Source organism: Streptococcus infantis (assembly GCF_047463655.1).
GTDB classification, from domain to species: Bacteria; Bacillota; Bacilli; order Lactobacillales; family Streptococcaceae; genus Streptococcus; species Streptococcus infantis_Z.
In genome coordinates this window covers 269,553-286,650 of the sequence record NZ_JASHDM010000002.1, presented here as the reverse complement: position 1 = coordinate 286,650, position 17,098 = coordinate 269,553, and the positions used below count along the sequence as shown (strand labels likewise).

At 40.6% G+C, this 17,098-nt stretch carries 18 protein-coding genes and 1 pseudogene; 15 read left to right on the top strand and 4 right to left on the bottom strand.

Annotated features, from left to right (window positions below):
• A pseudogene (locus tag QM877_RS03725) lies at positions 1 to 316 on the bottom strand (IS3 family transposase); the annotation flags it as partial.
• Positions 317 to 459: 143 nt separating this feature from the next.
• Positions 460 to 588 carry a FanG protein gene (locus tag QM877_RS03720; RefSeq protein WP_080979389.1) on the bottom strand — a complete coding sequence of 43 codons (129 nt, stop codon included), beginning with the start codon at positions 586 to 588 and terminating at the stop codon, positions 460 to 462.
• Between the two features lie 28 nt (positions 589 to 616).
• Here QM877_RS03720 and QM877_RS03715 point away from each other — a divergent pair, with 28 nt between their 5' ends.
• The 4 genes from QM877_RS03715 to QM877_RS03700 all read left to right on the top strand — a co-directional run bounded on the left by QM877_RS03715 (position 617) and on the right by QM877_RS03700 (position 4,330).
• A complete protein-coding gene (locus QM877_RS03715; protein WP_084972499.1) occupies positions 617 to 1,231 on the top strand; it encodes a CadD family cadmium resistance transporter in 615 nt (204 codons plus the stop codon).
• Between the two features lie 11 nt (positions 1,232 to 1,242).
• Entirely contained in the window at positions 1,243 to 1,581 is a 339-nt protein-coding gene (cadX, locus tag QM877_RS03710; RefSeq protein ID WP_049549049.1) for a Cd(II)/Zn(II)-sensing metalloregulatory transcriptional regulator CadX, read from the top strand.
• Between the two features lie 507 nt (positions 1,582 to 2,088).
• The gene (gene rpmH, locus QM877_RS03705; RefSeq protein ID WP_000831905.1) at positions 2,089 to 2,223 is read left to right on the top strand and encodes a 50S ribosomal protein L34; all 135 of its coding nucleotides are present in this window, start codon (positions 2,089 to 2,091) and stop codon (positions 2,221 to 2,223) included.
• Positions 2,224 to 2,365: 142 nt separating this feature from the next.
• Positions 2,366 to 4,330 (top strand): peptide ABC transporter substrate-binding protein, encoded by a 1,965-nt coding sequence (locus tag QM877_RS03700; protein ID WP_414317629.1) that lies wholly within the window; start codon positions 2,366 to 2,368, stop codon positions 4,328 to 4,330.
• A gap of 43 nt (positions 4,331 to 4,373) precedes the next feature.
• Here the strand turns inward: QM877_RS03700 and QM877_RS03695 are convergent, their stop codons facing one another.
• Positions 4,374 to 4,544, bottom strand: a complete 171-nt coding sequence (locus QM877_RS03695; RefSeq protein ID WP_414311209.1) for a hypothetical protein — start codon at positions 4,542 to 4,544, stop codon at positions 4,374 to 4,376.
• Positions 4,545 to 4,625: 81 nt separating this feature from the next.
• Positions 4,626 to 6,470 (bottom strand): APC family permease, encoded by a 1,845-nt coding sequence (locus QM877_RS03690; RefSeq protein WP_414311208.1) that lies wholly within the window; start codon positions 6,468 to 6,470, stop codon positions 4,626 to 4,628.
• A gap of 154 nt (positions 6,471 to 6,624) precedes the next feature.
• On the opposite strand from QM877_RS03690, the gene QM877_RS03685 reads away from it, so the two are divergent.
• From QM877_RS03685 to QM877_RS03635, 11 genes are all read left to right on the top strand, one after another.
• A complete protein-coding gene (locus QM877_RS03685) occupies positions 6,625 to 7,401 on the top strand; it encodes a TatD family hydrolase (protein ID WP_414317628.1) in 777 nt (258 codons plus the stop codon).
• Positions 7,398 to 7,961, top strand: coding sequence for a ribonuclease M5 (gene rnmV / locus QM877_RS03680; RefSeq protein WP_414317627.1), 564 nt, complete (start codon positions 7,398 to 7,400; stop codon positions 7,959 to 7,961). Before QM877_RS03685 ends, rnmV begins: the two co-directional genes overlap by 4 nt.
• Before the next feature lie 132 nt (positions 7,962 to 8,093).
• Complete coding sequence (locus QM877_RS03675; protein ID WP_414317626.1) at positions 8,094 to 9,521, top strand: SseB family protein; 1,428 nt, start codon at positions 8,094 to 8,096, stop codon at positions 9,519 to 9,521.
• Positions 9,522 to 9,552: 31 nt separating this feature from the next.
• Positions 9,553 to 10,425, top strand: coding sequence for a 16S rRNA (adenine(1518)-N(6)/adenine(1519)-N(6))-dimethyltransferase RsmA (rsmA, locus tag QM877_RS03670; RefSeq protein ID WP_414317625.1), 873 nt, complete (start codon positions 9,553 to 9,555; stop codon positions 10,423 to 10,425).
• A 1-nt stretch (position 10,426) separates the two neighbouring features.
• Positions 10,427 to 11,305, top strand: a complete 879-nt coding sequence (rsgA, locus tag QM877_RS03665) for a ribosome small subunit-dependent GTPase A (protein ID WP_414317632.1) — start codon at positions 10,427 to 10,429, stop codon at positions 11,303 to 11,305.
• A gap of 10 nt (positions 11,306 to 11,315) precedes the next feature.
• Positions 11,316 to 11,972, top strand: coding sequence for a ribulose-phosphate 3-epimerase (rpe, locus tag QM877_RS03660; RefSeq protein ID WP_049528300.1), 657 nt, complete (start codon positions 11,316 to 11,318; stop codon positions 11,970 to 11,972).
• Positions 11,935 to 12,597: a thiamine diphosphokinase gene (locus QM877_RS03655; RefSeq protein ID WP_153225132.1), complete on the top strand. Its 663-nt coding sequence runs from the start codon at positions 11,935 to 11,937 to the stop codon at positions 12,595 to 12,597. The genes rpe and QM877_RS03655 overlap by 38 nt, the downstream gene beginning before the upstream one ends.
• 1 nt (position 12,598) lies before the next feature.
• Positions 12,599 to 13,855 (top strand): DNA recombination protein RmuC, encoded by a 1,257-nt coding sequence (gene rmuC, locus QM877_RS03650; RefSeq protein WP_414317624.1) that lies wholly within the window; start codon positions 12,599 to 12,601, stop codon positions 13,853 to 13,855.
• Positions 13,845 to 14,786, top strand: a complete 942-nt coding sequence (locus QM877_RS03645) for a 3'-5' exoribonuclease YhaM family protein (RefSeq protein ID WP_075232254.1) — start codon at positions 13,845 to 13,847, stop codon at positions 14,784 to 14,786. Before rmuC ends, QM877_RS03645 begins: the two co-directional genes overlap by 11 nt.
• Positions 14,787 to 14,888: 102 nt before the next feature.
• The gene (gene purR, locus QM877_RS03640; RefSeq protein ID WP_049528290.1) at positions 14,889 to 15,713 is read left to right on the top strand and encodes a pur operon repressor; all 825 of its coding nucleotides are present in this window, start codon (positions 14,889 to 14,891) and stop codon (positions 15,711 to 15,713) included.
• Between the two features lie 72 nt (positions 15,714 to 15,785).
• Positions 15,786 to 17,039, top strand: a complete 1,254-nt coding sequence (locus QM877_RS03635; RefSeq protein WP_414317623.1) for a diaminopimelate decarboxylase — start codon at positions 15,786 to 15,788, stop codon at positions 17,037 to 17,039.
• Positions 17,040 to 17,098: the final 59 nt, after the last annotated feature.

Here is a 17,098-nt window from a genome sequence, read left to right as displayed (position 1 = left end):
TAGTATACCCGTTTTTCTTGTATTGTGCTAGCCAATTAAGAAGTATAGTACGACTTGGGAGGCCGTATTCAAGAGAAACTCTATCTTTAGTCCAGCCTTCATGTAAGACTTTATTAATCATTTCTTGTTTTAAATCAGGAGAATAGTAACGATTTTTTCCTTTTTTGACGAACTCTATTCCGTAACGATCAATCAATTTAATCATGTACCTAATATTAGAATTGTTTATCCCAAATATATTTGAAAGCTTCTCTAAGCTATATCCTTGTTTTCTAAGTTCATAGATTTGAACTTTATCATCATAAGTTAATTTCATAACAAAACACCCCAAAAGTTAGATTTTTTCTGTCTAACTTTTGGGGTGCAGTTCATTCCAAGCGTTTTTTTCTTTTGTTAATTTTACTATATTTCAGTTCAATCTCTACCTTTTTCACTACCTTTTTTAGATAAATATATCATTTAGATATTGAAATTAAGCCCTGCTATCATTTCGATGGCAGAGCTTTTTAATGTTTGGTACACTACCTTCTTATCTATATTTTGATGGAGCTGAAGTTGACATCTACAAAGTTTAATGTTAAAATACATTCAAAAATATATTTGAATGAGGTGTTTTATGATTCAAAATGTTGTTACTTCAATAATCCTGTATTCTGGGACAGCCGTAGACTTACTTATTATCCTAATGTTATTTTTTGCCAAAAGAAAAAGCAGAAAAGACATCATTAACATCTATTTAGGACAATTTCTAGGCTCTGTTAGTCTAATATTGCTAAGTTTACTTTTTGCATTTGTCTTAAATTATATTCCTAGTAAAGAGATTTTAGGTTTGCTCGGTTTGATTCCAATTTTCCTAGGACTCAAAGTTTTGCTTTTAGGAGATTCTGATGGAGAAGCTATTGCAAAAGATGGTTTGCGCAAAGATGATAAAAACCTGATTTTTTTAGTCGCTATGATTACTTTTGCAAGTTGTGGTGCTGATAATATTGGTGTTTTTGTCCCATATTTTATTACCTTAAATTTAGCGAATTTGATAGTGGCTTTACTTACTTTTCTAGTCATGATTTATCTCTTGGTTTTTTCTGCCCAAAAATTGGCTCAAGTCCCTTCTGTTGGAGAAACTTTGGAAAAATATAGCAGATGGTTTATTGCCGTTGTTTATTTAGGATTGGGGATGTATATCCTGATTGAAAACAACAGCTTTGACATGCTAAGGACTGTGTTCGGCTAGGAGAAAAAATTATGAAAAAAGATAGTATATGCCAAGTGAATATTATAAATCAACAAAATGTTACAACCGCAATGAACTACCTTGAAAAGGAAAAAGTCCAAAAATCACTTCGCATTTTAACAAAGTTTACCGATAATAAACAGATAAATATCATCTTTTATCTCCTTGCTGTTGAAGAACTCTGTGTCTGTGATATAGCCTGTTTACTAGATCTCAGTATGGCATCTGCCTCCCACCATCTTCGTAAACTAGCCAATCAAAACATCTTGGACACTAGAAGAGAGGGGAAAATTATATATTATTTTATAAAAGATGAGGAAATCAGAGATTTTTTTAATCAACTAGGATAACAACTATTTTTACGTCTAGAGTGTTTTTGTGTTGTTTAAGAAAAATAGATAGAGGTTTTAGATAACTACACATATTAGTTTTTTTAAAAAAGAGATTTAATCGATGATAACTAGAAAGGATTATTGCTAAATATCTTGTTTATTGCCAATTAAAATACGGTAGAATCGTCATCCTACGGTGTTGTTGCTTTTTAAATGCAAGAAGTGACAGAAGGAAAATATAGAAAGCACCTTTTACATTTAATAGGCAGGCGGAAGGGTTCAAGAGGAAAAACTTGGAACTTTGAGTGTACCAATTGGGTAAATTACTAGTACATTAGATATTTTATAGATTTCGAAAGTAAATTGGAAGGATTTTCAAATTATCCCCCCAGCAAAAAAGCTGGAAACATTTGTCAGAGCTATTGACAAATGCGAAAGAATCAGATAGAATAGTAAAGTATGTTTAGTAACTGATCACTTTATAGCCGGCTAAACGAATACAAAATCTATGAGGAGGTATTCATCGTGAAACGTACTTATCAACCAAGTAAACTACGTCGTGCGCGCAAACACGGATTCCGTAACCGTATGTCAACTAAAAACGGTCGTCGCGTATTGGCAGCTCGTCGTCGTAAAGGACGCAAAGTTTTGGCTGCATAATCCAAACGAATTCAACAAAGAAGTCAGTAGGAACTCGAGTCTACTGGCTTTTGTTTTGCCCTAAATGATGGCCTGCATTTACTTTCTATTTTTTCTGAAATAGTGTATAATATTTCATATAATATATAAATGGAGAATATTTATGAAAAAATCAAAAGCTCTCTTACTAGGGGCTGGAGTTTTGAGTGCTAGCTTCTTGATGGTAGCTTGTAGCTCGACACAGTCAAATGCATCTGATAAAACCTACTCTTATGTATTTGCTAGCAATCCAGATACATTAGACTACATTACTTCGACACGTGGCTCGACGTCTAGCATTACGACAAACTTGATTGATGGTTTGTTGGAAAATGATAAGTATGGCAATCTGGTTCCTTCCATGGCTGAATCATGGACAGTATCAAAAGATGGCTTGACCTATACCTATAAAATCCGTCAAGGTGTCAAGTGGTATACCTCTGAAGGGGAAGAATATACAGAGGTAACAGCTCATGACTTTGTGACAGGCCTAAGGTATGCGGCGGATAAAAAAGCAGAAAACTTGTACTTGGTGCAAGACTCTATCAAAGGTTTGGCGGACTATGTTGAGGGGCAATCATCAGACTTTGAGACTGTTGGTATCAAGGCAGTCGATGACTATACTCTCCAATATACCTTAAACAAGCCGGAGTCCTATTGGAATTCTAAGACAACAGGTGGAATTTTGAGTCCAGTCAATGAAGCCTTTTTGAAATCTAAGGGGGACGAATTTGGAAGTGTAACTCCATCTAGTATCCTGTCAAATGGACCTTACTTATTCAAATCATTCACTTCAAAATCTTTAATTGAGTTTGAAAAAAATCCTAATTACTGGGACAAGGACAATGTGAAGATTGAAAAAGTAAAACTTTCCTTCTATGACGGTTCAGACCAAGATAGTTTGGCTAGAGGATTCTTGGAAGGCAACTATACAGACGGGCGTATTTTCCCAACAAGCTCAGTCTTTGACCAGCTGAAAAAAGGGAATGAAGATAAGATTACCTATACCCCTCAAAATGCTATAACCTTCTACTATCTCTTCAATGTCAATCGTCAAAGCTACAAGCAAACCATGAAACAGACGGACAAAGAAAAGACGGATTCTCGTCTAGCAATGCAAAACAAAGACTTCCGTCAGGCTATTAACTTTGCCTTTGACCGTCATGCCTATGCTGCCCAGACAAATGGAGAAGATGGGGCTGATCGAATCCTTAGAAATACAGTCACACCAAGTAACTTTGTTCAAATCGGTGGCAAAAACTTTGGAGATGCTGTCAATGAAAAAATAGTCAACTATGGTACAGAGTGGTCTAATATCAATCTAAACGACGCTCAAGCTGCTTTCTTGGATCCTGAAAAGGCCAAGTCTGAATTTGCTAAGGCTAAAGAAAGTTTGCAGGCAGAAGGTGTGACCTTCCCTATCCACCTGGATATGTTGGTTGACCAGACTGCTAAGTTGGATGTTCAGCAGGCAAGCTCCTTCAAGCAGACCGTTGAAGCAACGCTTGGATCCGATAATATTGTTATTGATATCATTCAATTGTCTCCAGACGAGAAAGACAATGCTACCTTCTTTGCAGATACTGCTGATCAAAAGGACTATGACATCGATATCTCAGGGTGGAGTGGAGATTTCTCAGATCCGAAAACCTATCTTGACCTTTTGGATCCAGACTCTGGTTCTCAGTTGAAAAATCTTGGCTTGACTCCAGGAAAAGACAATGAAGTCAAGGAAAAACTCGGTTTAGCTACCTACAAGGAGTTGTTGGATGCGGCAGATAATGAGAATGAAAATACGCAAACACGTTATGAAAAATTTGCCGAAGTTCAAGCTTGGTTGACAGATAGTGCTCTCTTCCTACCAGTTCAAAGTGGAGGGGCTAATCCTCTCTTCCGTAAGACAGTTCCGTTTACAGGGGCCTTCTCATTTGTTGGGCACAAAGGAGATGCGGACAACTACAAATATGTTGAATTGCAAAAGGAACCAGTGACTGCTAAACAGTATCAAGAACTTTATGAAAAATGGCAAAAAGAAAAAGCGGAGTCTAATAAAAAAGCCCAAGAAGATTTGGCTAACCACATTCGATAGAAGAAGGTTATCAATAAAATTTTAATACTCTTCGAAAATCTCTTCAAACTGCGTTAACGTCGCCTTGCCGTAGGTATAGGTAACTGACTTCGTCAATCTTATCTACAACCTCAAAACCATGTTTTGAGCTGACTTCGTCAGTTTCATCTACAACCTCAAAGCAGTGCTTTGAGCAGCCTGCGGCTAGTTTCCTAGTTTCCTCTTTGATTTTCATTGAGTATAAGGCTAATTTTAGGGACTAGATTCAGAAAAAAGGCATTACCAGTAGCTTGTTGGTTCTGGTAATGCCTTTTCTTTATTCTTTCAAATGATATGAATAGCTGGCAACGACGACATCTTCGTGCCATCTGAGAGCGTATTTCAATTTGAGGCTCATTTGATTGTGTAGGATATTTTGCCAAGGTTTGTTAGGGATAAATTGGGGTACTAGAACTGTAACTGTGTAGTTCTTTTTCTTGGCTTCTTGAGAGATTTTTCGAACATAGCGAACTGTAGGTGTGATGATATCGCGATAGCTAGTATTAATGTTTTTTAGAGTGATATTTGGGAAGTAGTCGGTAAATTCTTGGAGGATTTCTTGGTCTTTTTCCTCCGTTTCCTTGGTGGAAATGTGCATGGCCAAAACTTCATCTCCAATGCTTTGAGCGTAATTAATCGCTCCGACGCTGACTCGGGTAACATTTCCCACTAATACAAGGACGATATTGCCATCGTAGGTTTTCTTTTGAATTCCTTCATAAAGTCGAAGCTGTTTGGCCACTTTTTGGTAATGACTGTGGATAGACAAAAAGAGGAAGGTTAGGACCAGGATAATAGGGAAGAATGGCCAGATATCTCCAAGTCTGAAGAAGAGTAAGATAAGAACGATGGCATAACAAATGATGGCACCTAGGATATTTGCAAAGGCAGATTTTAAGAAATGAGAGCCTTTTTCTTTTTTCCAGTGGCGAATCATCCCTGTTTGAGAAAGTGCGAAAGGTACGAAAACTCCAATAGTATAAAGAGGAATCAAGCGTTCTGTATTTCCGTTGAAAATGAGCAGAAGGATCATAGCGCCAAAGGCTAAGGTCAAAATACCGTTTGAATAACCCAGGCGGTCTCCCTTTTCCATAAAGAGATGGGGCATGTATTTGTTCTTAGCCATATTGTATGCCAACATCGGGAAGGCAGAAAAACCAGTATTTGCAGCTACGGCTAGGATTAGGGCAGTTGAGAATTGGAAGAGATAATAAACAATCTGACCGAGAGCTGAATCCCCTAAAATTCCTTTAGCCATTTGTGAGAGGATTGTTTCTCCGTGTTGAGGTGTAATCCCCATCCAGTAGTTTAGGAAGGTAATTCCTGCAAAGAGAAAACCAAGAATCAGAGACATGATGGTCAATGTTTGAGCTGCGTTCTTCTCTTTGGGAGTCTTGAAAAATGGAACGGCATTTGAGATGGCTTCAACCCCTGTTAGTGAAGCTGAACCGCTGGTGAAGGCTCTTAAAATTAGGACAATTGAGAGACTTGGGACGGTTTGACCAATTGCAGAGGTTGCATGATAGCTGAGAGAACCTGTCAATAGTTGGAAGATACCAAACAATAAGAGGAAGACCGTACTAAAGATAAAGAGATAGACAGGAATCATCAGAGAACTAGCAGATTCCTTCAAGCCACGCAGATTCAAAAGCATGAGCAAACATACTAGAAAAATGGAGATATGGAGATTGTAGGGATGGAGTGCAGGAAGTGCTGCTGTGATCGCATCAGCTCCTGCGGCCACGGATACGGCTACTGTTAGCATATAGTCAACAAGCAAGCTTCCACCGGCAATCAAACCGAGCTCAGGAGAAAGATTTTCTCGTGTTACCATGTAGGCACCCCCACCTTGAGGGTAGGCGTGAATGATTTGTCGGTAAGAAATGGTTAGACTAGCAAGTAGCAAGAGGACAAAAATGCCGATAGGGAGACTCCACCAAATAGCAAGTGGAGATAGGCTAGCCAAGACAAGGACGACTTGCTCAGGTCCATAGGCGATAGATGAAAGGGCATCGCTTGAGAGCATTGCAAGTGCCTGTGTTTTTCCAAGTAGTCCTCCCTCGCCTTCAGTCAAGGACTTAAGGGGACGACCAATAAAGGTATATTTTAATTTTGTAAACATTTTCTTTCCTTTTCTGAAAATTTCAACAAGAGTTATTATACTGCTATGAAAATAAGTCGTCAAGAAAAAATGAATGATTTCAAAATATTTTTTCCTATAAGAATGAGACTAGTTTTTTGGTATAATAGAAGGTAGAAAAAACGAGGGAATATACATGATTTTTGATACACATACCCACTTGAATGTGGAAGAATTTTTGGGAAGAGAAGCAGAAGAAATAGACCTAGCGGCTGAAATGGGTGTGACTCGGATGAATATTGTTGGTTTTGACAAACCAACCATTGAACGTGCCTTAGAATTGGTGGAAGAATATGACCAACTTTATGCGACGATTGGTTGGCATCCGACAGAAGCAGGGACTTATACAGATGACGTTGAGAAATACCTGTTGGATAAGCTAAAACATCCTAAAGTGGTAGCCTTGGGTGAGATTGGTTTGGACTATCACTGGATGACGGCGCCCAAAGAGGTGCAGGAACAAGTTTTCCGTCGTCAGATTCAGCTATCTAAGGAACTGGACTTGCCTTTTGTGGTCCATACCCGTGATGCGCTAGAAGATACCTATGAGATTATTAAGAGTGAGGAAGTTGGTCCCCGTGGTGGGATTATGCATTCCTTCTCAGGTCCACTGGAGTGGGCTGAGAAGTTTGTAGAGCTTGGTATGACTATTTCCTTTTCTGGAGTGGTGACCTTTAAAAAAGCGACAGACATTCAAGAGGCGGCCAAAGAATTGCCTTTGGATAAGATTTTGGTAGAGACTGATGCCCCTTACTTGGCACCCGTTCCCAAACGTGGTCGCGAAAACAAGACAGCTTACACGCGCTATGTAGTGGACTTTATTGCAGATTTGCGTGGCGTGTCGACAGAAGAATTAGCTGCTGCGACAAGTGCAAATGCAGAACGAATTTTTGGACTGGAACGTAAATCATGAAAAAGAAAATTTCCCAAGTCATCGTAGTAGAAGGGCGTGATGATACGGCCAATCTCAAACGTTATTTTGATGTGGAGACCTATGAGACTCGTGGCTCTGCTATCAATGAGCAAGATCTTGAACGAATCCAACGTCTACACCAACGTCATGGGGTGATTGTCTTTACAGATCCTGACTTTAATGGTGAACGGATCCGTCGGATGATTATGACGGCTGTTCCAACAGTGCAACACGCTTTTCTCAAACGTGATGAGGCAGTGCCAAAGTCCAAGACCAAAGGACGTTCCCTAGGAATCGAACATGCCAGTTATGAAGACTTGAAAACAGCGTTGGAACAAGTAACAGAGCAATTTGAAGCAGAAAGTGACTTTGACATTAGCCGTAGTGACTTGATTCGTCTTGGTTTTCTAGCAGGCGCAGATAGCCGAAAACGCAGAGAATATCTAGGAGAGAGTCTACGTATTGGTTATTCCAATGGGAAACAACTTCTCAAGCGTTTAGAATTATTTGGCATCAGTTTAGCTGAAGTTGAAGATGCCATGAAATCGTATGAGGGTTGAGAAACTCCCCCAAAATGTAGGGGGAATATGATACAATAGAAGTGATCATATACGATTTAATCAGGCTTGATAGCAAGCATTAGAAAAGTGCTCCACAGGATTAGCCTTGTGTGGAGTTAATGAGGAAAAGTTATGGGAATCTTTGATTTTTTAAAAAAGACGGAAACTGCAGAGGCAGCTGAAATCACTGAAGCACAGAAAGAAACAGAAGAATCTAAAAACAATGCATGTATTGGTGTTCTAGATTTGTTCCCGATGAAGGAAACGAATCAATTATTGATTGTTGGGAGTTTAGAAGGTAGTCTGAATGTTGGGGATCAGTTGCAATTTTGCAATCCCGACCAAGGAATGGAAAGTCTTGGTACTGTAGAGGTTAAAAAACTCAGCAGTCAAAACAAAGATGCAGATAGTCTAACTGATGAAGTTCTCGCGCATCTAGTGGTTGATAGGATTCCTTCTTTGGATAAATTGAAAAAAGGAAGTGTGCTCTTTAGTTCAGGTGTTGAGGAAGAGCAAAAATTATCTAGCTATTCAGATGCTCTTTATCGTGCTTTTGTAGCCATCCAAGAGGGTCAGTTAACAAATGAAGACTATTTGGCAGCTAGCCTTGATGATAGCGTAGAAATTTTACGTCTCTTTTTATGGAAATGCCGTCAAAATCAGGAAACTGAAAGTGAAGAAAGCTATCAAGCTAACACCCGCAAGTTGGAAGGTCTAGCAGAAATTGTCAAGGACAAGTTGTTGGTAGCAGATTCGGTTTATGCAGTTTATTCGGAAAAAACAGGTGAACCCTATCTTTTCTCAACGACCTATGACAGGGGAGAAGAGGGCTATTTGTGCACAGATCCCATGATCATGCTTTTGACGCCATCTTGGTATCGCCAATTTAAAGAAACCATTGATAGTCGACCAAACTCAGTCGTAAAACTGATTGAAAATACGGAAGATAAAAAAGGGATTGAGAATTTCCTTGGGACAGCCTTTTACTTAAATGGTGCCATGGGAGCAATCTTTAATTCCAAGGAAGTCAGCATCAGCGCTCCTGCCTTGGTTCAAAAACCAGATTTTTCTGATTTACCAGAAATACAAGTTCCTGTGATGAACCCTGACCTAGTAAGATGGATGCTTTTGATGGGGCAGATGGACCAACCGACTACAGAAGAGCAAGAACTAGTTTATGGACTTTACTACAAGTTCTTCTCTATGGCTATGCCTAAAGCAAAATTCTTGCTTCCATTAGATGCAGCATCAGGATTCCCAGAAGATAATTCAGAAGGGAATTCCTTTGTTTTGGAAAAAGACGCTAACTTTAATATTCCCGTTAGAGAGGGAAAAGATGGACGAAATTCCGTTCCAGTATTTACTGATTGGAAACGTCTGAGAATGGTCTTTGATGAAAAGTGGAATGGCATGATTGAAGAAGCTGGAGGCATGATTGAAGGCTTTGACTATGCCATAAACCCAACGGAATACTATGAAGCTGGTGCCTATGTTAGTCTAACAGCTTTTAAAGAAATGCAAGAGCTCAGTGAGGAACTAGAAGGCAGAGCTAAAGATTAGAGAGTTTTTTAATAATTAGAAAAGAGAATAAATGAGAATTGCAGATTATAGCGTGACTAAGGCAGTGCTGGAGAGTCACGGTTTTACCTTTAAAAAATCCTTCGGGCAAAATTTCTTGACCGACACCAATATCCTCCAAAAAATTGTGGATACGGCTGAGATTGATGACCAGGTTAATGTTATCGAAATCGGGCCAGGTATTGGTGCCTTGACAGAGTTTCTGGCTGAGCGTGCAGCAGAAGTCATGGCTTTTGAGATTGACCACCGCTTGGTACCAATCCTAGCGGATACCTTGCGGGATTTTGACAATGTAACCGTAGTTAACGAAGACATTCTAAAAGTTGACCTAGCGCAACATATCCAGAATTTCAAAAATCCTGACTTGCCCATCAAGGTAGTGGCCAACTTACCCTACTATATCACGACACCTATTCTCATGCACTTGATTGAGAGTGGCATTCCTTTTAGTGAGTTTGTGGTTATGATGCAAAGAGAAGTGGCAGATCGTATCTCTGCTAAGCCAAATACCAAGGCTTACGGCAGCTTGTCGATTGCCGTTCAGTATTACATGACAGCTAAGGTTGCCTTTATCGTACCTCGTACGGTCTTTGTGCCAGCACCAAATGTGGATTCAGCTATCCTGAAAATGGTGCGTCGTCCAGAACCTGCTGTAGCAGTAACAGACGAGAACTTCTTCTTTAAGGTTTCCAAGGCAAGTTTCACTCATCGCCGCAAGACCTTGTGGAACAACTTGACAGGTTACTTTGGGAAAACTGAGGAGATCAAGGACAAATTGACCAAGGCTTTGGACCAAGCAGGCTTGTCACCATCTGTACGTGGTGAAGCTCTCAGCTTGGCAGAATTTGCCAGTCTAGCAGATGCGCTTAAAGGACAAGGGCTCTAAGATGCAGGGACAAATCATTAAAGCCTTGGCTGGCTTCTACTATGTGGAGAGTGAGGACCAGGTTTATCAAACACGCGCACGTGGGAATTTTCGTAAAAAAGGCCATACCCCCTATGTTGGAGATTGGGTAGAATTTTCTGCAGAGGAGAATTCCGAAGGTTATATCCTCAAGATTCATGAACGAAAAAATAGTTTGGTTCGTCCACCCATTGTCAATATTGACCAGGCCGTTGTCATTATGTCCGTCAAGGAACCTGACTTTAATAGCAATTTATTGGATCGCTTCTTGGTCCTTTTGGAGCACAAGGGCATTCACCCTATTGTCTATATTTCCAAAATGGACTTACTAGAGGATAGGAGAGAACTGGATTTCTACGAGAAAACATATCGTGCTATTGGTTACGATTTTGTGACGAGTAAAGAAGAACTTTTACCCTTGTTGACAGGCAAGGTTACGGTCTTTATGGGGCAGACAGGTGTTGGAAAGTCAACTTTGCTCAATAAAATCGCACCTGATCTCAATCTAGAAACGGGAGAAATCTCAGACAGTCTGGGTCGTGGTCGTCACACCACTCGAGCGGTTAGTTTTTACAATCTCAATGGTGGGAAAATCGCAGACACACCAGGTTTTTCATCGCTGGATTACGAAGTAACAACAGCAGAAGACCTTAATCTAGCCTTTCCAGAAATTGCTAGTGTCAGTCGAGACTGCAAGTTCCGTACATGTACTCATACCCATGAGCCATCTTGCGCAGTGAAACCAGCAGTAGAAGAGGGGAACATTGCCACCTTCCGTTTTGACAACTACCTACAATTCCTCAGTGAGATTGAAAATCGTAGAGAAACCTATAAAAAAGTCAGCAAAAAAATTCCAAAATAAGGAGAAACCTATGTCTCAATACAAGATTGCTCCGTCAATTCTGGCAGCGGATTATGCCAACTTTGAACGTGAAATTAAACGCCTAGAAGCAACTGGGGCAGAATACGCCCATATCGATATCATGGATGGTCACTTTGTACCTCAGATCAGCTTTGGTGCAGGTGTGGTTGAAAGCCTTCGTCCTCATAGCAAGATGGTCTTTGACTGCCATTTGATGGTCTCTAATCCTGAACATCATCTAGAGGACTTTGCGCGTGCGGGAGCGGATATTATCAGCATCCATGTTGAGGCAACACCTCATATCCATGGCGCTCTTCAAAAAATTCGTTCTCTCGGTGTTAAACCTTCGGTAGTCATCAATCCTGGTACGCCTGTTGAAGCGATTAAGCATGTGCTTCATTTGGTTGACCAAGTATTAGTCATGACCGTTAACCCAGGTTTCGGCGGACAAGCATTTCTGCCTGAAACCATGGATAAGATACGTGAATTGGTTTCCCTTCGTGAGGAAAAAGGCTTGAATTTTGAAATTGAAGTGGATGGTGGGATTGATGATAAAACTATTGCTCAAGCCAAAGAAGCTGGTGCAACAGTTTTTGTAGCAGGATCCTATGTTTTTAAGGGAGATGTCAATGAACGAGTGCAAGCTCTCAGAAAACAACTGGACTAAAGTTGCAGTTTTTGCAGGCGGAGACCGCGGTCACTATCGGACAAATTTTGACTGCTTTGTCGGTGTGGATCGAGGCTCGCTTTGGGTACTAGAGGAAAAACTTCCTCTTGCTCTTGCAGTTGGGGATTTTGATTCTGTGACTGTAGAAGAACGTCAGTTGATTCAGGCGAATGCCCAGCGCTTTGTCCAAGCCCAGCCAGAAAAAGATGATACGGATCTGGAACTAGCGCTTTTAACGATTTTTGAAAAAAGTCCTCAAGCTCAGGTCACTATTTTTGGTGCCCTAGGTGGTCGCATTGACCATATGTTAGCTAATGTCTTTCTACCCAGCAATCTTAAATTGGCGCCCTATATGCGTCAAATAGAGATTGAGGATGGGCAAAATTTGATTAGCTATTGCCCAGAAGGGACCAGTCAGCTAGAACCACGTTCGGACTATGATTATTTGGCCTTTATGCCTGTGAGGGATAGTCGTTTGACAATACTCGGTGCCAAGTATGAACTGACAGAGGAGAATTTTTTCTTTAAGAAAGTTTACGCTTCTAACGAATATATAGATAGGGAAGTGTCAGTGACTTGCCCAGATGGCTATGTGGTTGTCTTGCATAGCAAGGACAGGAGGTAGGATGGAGATTGTATTACTACTGTTATTAATTGCTAACCTAGCCGGGCTTTTTCTGATTTGGCAAAGGCAGGACAAGCAGGAGCAATATTTGACCAAGAGTTTAGAAGATCAGGCAGATAATCTCTCAGACCAGCTGGATTATCGCTTTGAACAAGCTCGACAAGCTAGTCAGATTGATCAAAAAAATCTTGAAGTGGCTGTCAGTGATCGCTTGCAGGAAGTGCGTATCGAATTGCATCAGGGTCTGACTCAGGTTCGGCAGGAAATGAATGAGAACCTCCTCCAAACCAGAGATAAGACCGACCAACGTCTCCAAGCCTTGCAGGAATCAAATGAGCAACGCTTGGAACAGATGCGCCAAACAGTCGAGGAAAAGTTAGAAAAGACCTTGCAAACTCGCTTGCAAGCATCCTTCGAGACGGTTTCTAAACAACTGGAATCTGTCAATCGAGGTCTGGGTGAAATGCAGACGGTTGCGCGAGATGTCGGTGCGCTTAATAAAGTCCTTTCTGGAACCAAGACCCGAGGAATTCTAGGTGAATTACAACTGGGGCAGATTATTGAAGACATCATGACACCTGCCCAGTATGAACGAGAATTTGCAACGGTTGAAAACTCTAGTGAACGTGTGGAATACGCTATCAAGTTACCTGGGCAAGGTGACCAGGAATATGTTTATCTACCGATTGATTCTAAGTTTCCCCTGGCGGATTATTACCGTCTGGAAGAAGCCTATGAAGCAGGTGACAAGGACGAGATTGAGCGCTGTCGTAAGTCTCTCCTAGCAAGCGTCAAGCGTTTTGCTAAGGATATTAAGAGTAAGTACCTGGCGCCACCTCGGACAACCAATTTTGGAGTCTTGTTTGTTCCGACAGAAGGACTCTATTCGGAAATTGTTCGCAATCCGATTTTCTTTGATGATTTGAGACGGGAGGAGCAAATTATCGTTGCAGGTCCAAGTACCTTGTCGGCTCTTCTTAACTCCCTATCGGTTGGTTTCAAGACTCTAAACATTCAAAAAAGTGCAGATCATATTAGTAAAACCCTAGCTAGTGTCAAAACCGAATTTGGCAAGTTTGGTGGGATTCTGGTCAAGGCACAAAAACATCTCCAATATGCCTCTGGCAATATTGATGATTTATTAAACCGTCGTACTACAGCTATCGAGCGAACGCTTCGTCACATTGAGTTATCAGAAGGTGAGCCTATGCTTGATTTGCTCCAATTTCAAGAAGATGAGGAAGAATATGAAGATTAGTCACATGAAGAAAGATGAGCTTTTTGAAGGCTTTTACCTGATTAAGTCAGCTGACCTGAGACAGACACGTGCTGGGAAAAACTACCTAGCCTTCACCTTCCAAGATGATAGTGGAGAAATCGAAGGGAAGCTCTGGGATGCTCAACCCCACAATGTTGAAACCTTTACAGCAGGGAAAGTAGTCCACATGCAGGGACGCCGAGAAGTTTATAATAACACCCCTCAGGTTAATCAGATCACCCTTCGCTTACCTCAGCCTGGGGAACCCAATGACCCAGCGGACTTTAAGGTTAAATCTCCAGTAGATGCCAAAGAGATTCGTGAGTATATGGCGCAGATGATTTTTAAAATTGAAAATCCAATTTGGCAGCGAATTGTTCGGAATCTCTACACCAAGTATGACAAGGAATTCTACTCTTATCCAGCTGCTAAGACCAACCATCATGCTTTTGAAACAGGTCTTGCTTATCATACTGCCACTATGGTTCGTTTGGCAGAAGCAATTGCAGATATTTATCCTCAGCTCAATAAGAGCTTGCTCTATGCGGGAATTATGTTGCACGACCTTGCCAAGGTTATTGAGTTGACAGGTCCTGACCAGACAGAGTACACAGTAAGAGGAAACCTTATCGGTCATATCGCTCTGATTGATAGCGAAATTACCAAAGCGGTAATGGAACTTGGCATTGATGATACCAGAGAAGAGGTTGTACTTCTTCGCCATGTCATTCTCAGTCATCATGGTCTCCTTGAGTATGGTAGTCCAGTTCGTCCTCGAGTGATGGAAGCAGAAATTATTCATATGATTGATAATTTGGATGCCAGCATGATGATGATGACAACAGCTCTGGCCCTTGTTGATAAGGGAGAAATGACCAATAAAGTATTTGCTATGGACAATCGTTCCTTCTACAAGCCAAAATTAGACTAGAAACTAAAAAAATGAACTTTATTTAGGCAATAAAGTTCGTTTTTTTGCTTTAGTGTGATATAATGAGAAAAAGACTAAATAAAAAAGAATGGTAAAAATATAATGAAATTAAGAAGAAGTGATCGGATGGTTGTCATTTCCAATTACTTGATTAACAATCCATACAAATTAACCAGTCTCAACACCTTTGCGGAAAAGTATGAATCTGCCAAATCGTCTATTTCTGAAGATATCGTCATCATTAAACGTGCTTTCGAAGAAATTGAAATCGGTCATATTCAAACGGTGACAGGTGCTGGTGGTGGTGTTATTTTTACACCATCGATCTCTACCCTTGAGTCTAAAACGATTATCGAAGAGCTTCGTGATAAACTTTCAGAGAGTGACCGCATTCTGCCAGGTGGCTACATTTATTTATCTGACCTATTGAGCACTCCAGCTATTTTGAAAAATATCGGTCGCATTATTGCTAAGAGCTTTATGGATCAGAAGATTGATGCCGTTATGACTGTTGCGACCAAAGGGGTTCCGCTTGCGAATGCGGTAGCAAATGTCCTCAACGTACCATTTGTCATTGTCCGTCGCGACTTGAAAATCACTGAAGGTTCAACTGTTAGTGTCAACTATGTTTCAGGTTCTAGTGACCGTATCGAAAAGATGTTCCTTTCAAAACGTAGCCTCAAAGCAGGAAGTCGTGTCTTGATCGTCGATGACTTCTTGAAGGGTGGAGGAACCATTAACGGGATGATTAGCCTCTTGTCTGAGTTTGATTCAGAGTTGGCTGGTGTAGCTGTCTTTGCTGATAATGCACAGGAAGACCGTGAACAACAGTTCGACTACAAGTCACTCTTGAGAGTCACGAACATTGATGTGAAGAACCAACAAATTGCTGTTGAAGTTGGAAATATCTTTGATACAGAAAAATAAGAATTGACTTGAAATACAAAGGTTGGAACTTTCGTCCCAGCCTTTCTTTGATAATGAATATGAAGGAGTCCTATGAAAACACCATTTATTAAACGTGAAGCCTTAGAAAAGATTGTTGAGGAGTTTCCAACCCCATTCCATCTTTACGATGAAAAAGGGATTCGCGAGAAAGCACGAGCAGTAAACAAAGCCTTTTCTTGGAATAAGGGCTTTAAAGAATACTTCGCAGTTAAGGCAACGCCAACTCCAGCCATCTTGAAAATCTTACAAGAAGAAGGATGTGGAGTGGATTGTTCCAGTTATGTTGAACTTTTGATGAGTCATAAACTGGGATTTACCGGTTCTGATATGATGTTCTCATCTAACAATACCCCAGATAGAGAATATACCTATGCTCGTGAATTAGGTGCGACGATTAATTTAGATGCCTTTGAAGATATCGAGCATTTGGAACGTGCAGCAGGTATTCCCGAAATCATCTCTTGCCGTTACAATCCTGGTGGAGTATTTGAACTAGGTACGGATATTATGGATAATCCTGGTGAAGCTAAGTTCGGGATGACTAAGGAACAGCTTTTTGAAGCCTTTGCCATCTTGAAAGAAAAGGGAGCTAAAACCTTTGGGATTCATTCCTTCCTAGCTTCCAATACAGTGACCCATCTCTACTATCCAGAATTAGCACGTCAGCTTTTTGAATTGGCAGTAGAAATCAAGGAAAAGTTAGGTATTTCACTGGACTTTATCAATCTTTCTGGAGGTATCGGAGTTAACTACCGCCCAGATCAAGAGCCTAATGATATCGCTTTGATTGGTGAGGGAGTTCGTCAGGTTTATGAAGAAGTCCTCACACCAGCAGGACTTGGTCAGGTTAAGATCTTTACAGAACTAGGGCGCTTTATGTTGGCACCTCATGGAATTTTAGTCACAAAAGTAACTCATAAAAAGAAAACCTACCGTACATATCTAGGAGTAGATGCCTCAGCTGTTAATCTTATGAGACCAGCTATGTATGGTGCTTATCACCACATTACTAATATGATGCATCCTGATGGTCAGACTGAAGTAGTTGATGTTGTAGGCTCTCTCTGTGAAAACAATGACAAGTTTGCAGTTAATCGTGAGCTACCTCAAACAGAAATTGGTGATTTGTTAGTCATTCATGATACAGGTGCGCATGGCTTCTCTATGGGTTACCAGTACAATGCCAAGCTTCGTTCGGCAGAAATTCTATATACAGAGGATGGTGGAGCACGCTTGATCCGCCGAGCAGAGCGACCAGAGGACTATTTTGCGACTCTCTATGGCTTTGATTTTGACAAGGATTAATAAATATTTTGAAAATCATGAAAGTTGAAAGTGAAAAACAGATTGTTTTCTAAAAAATA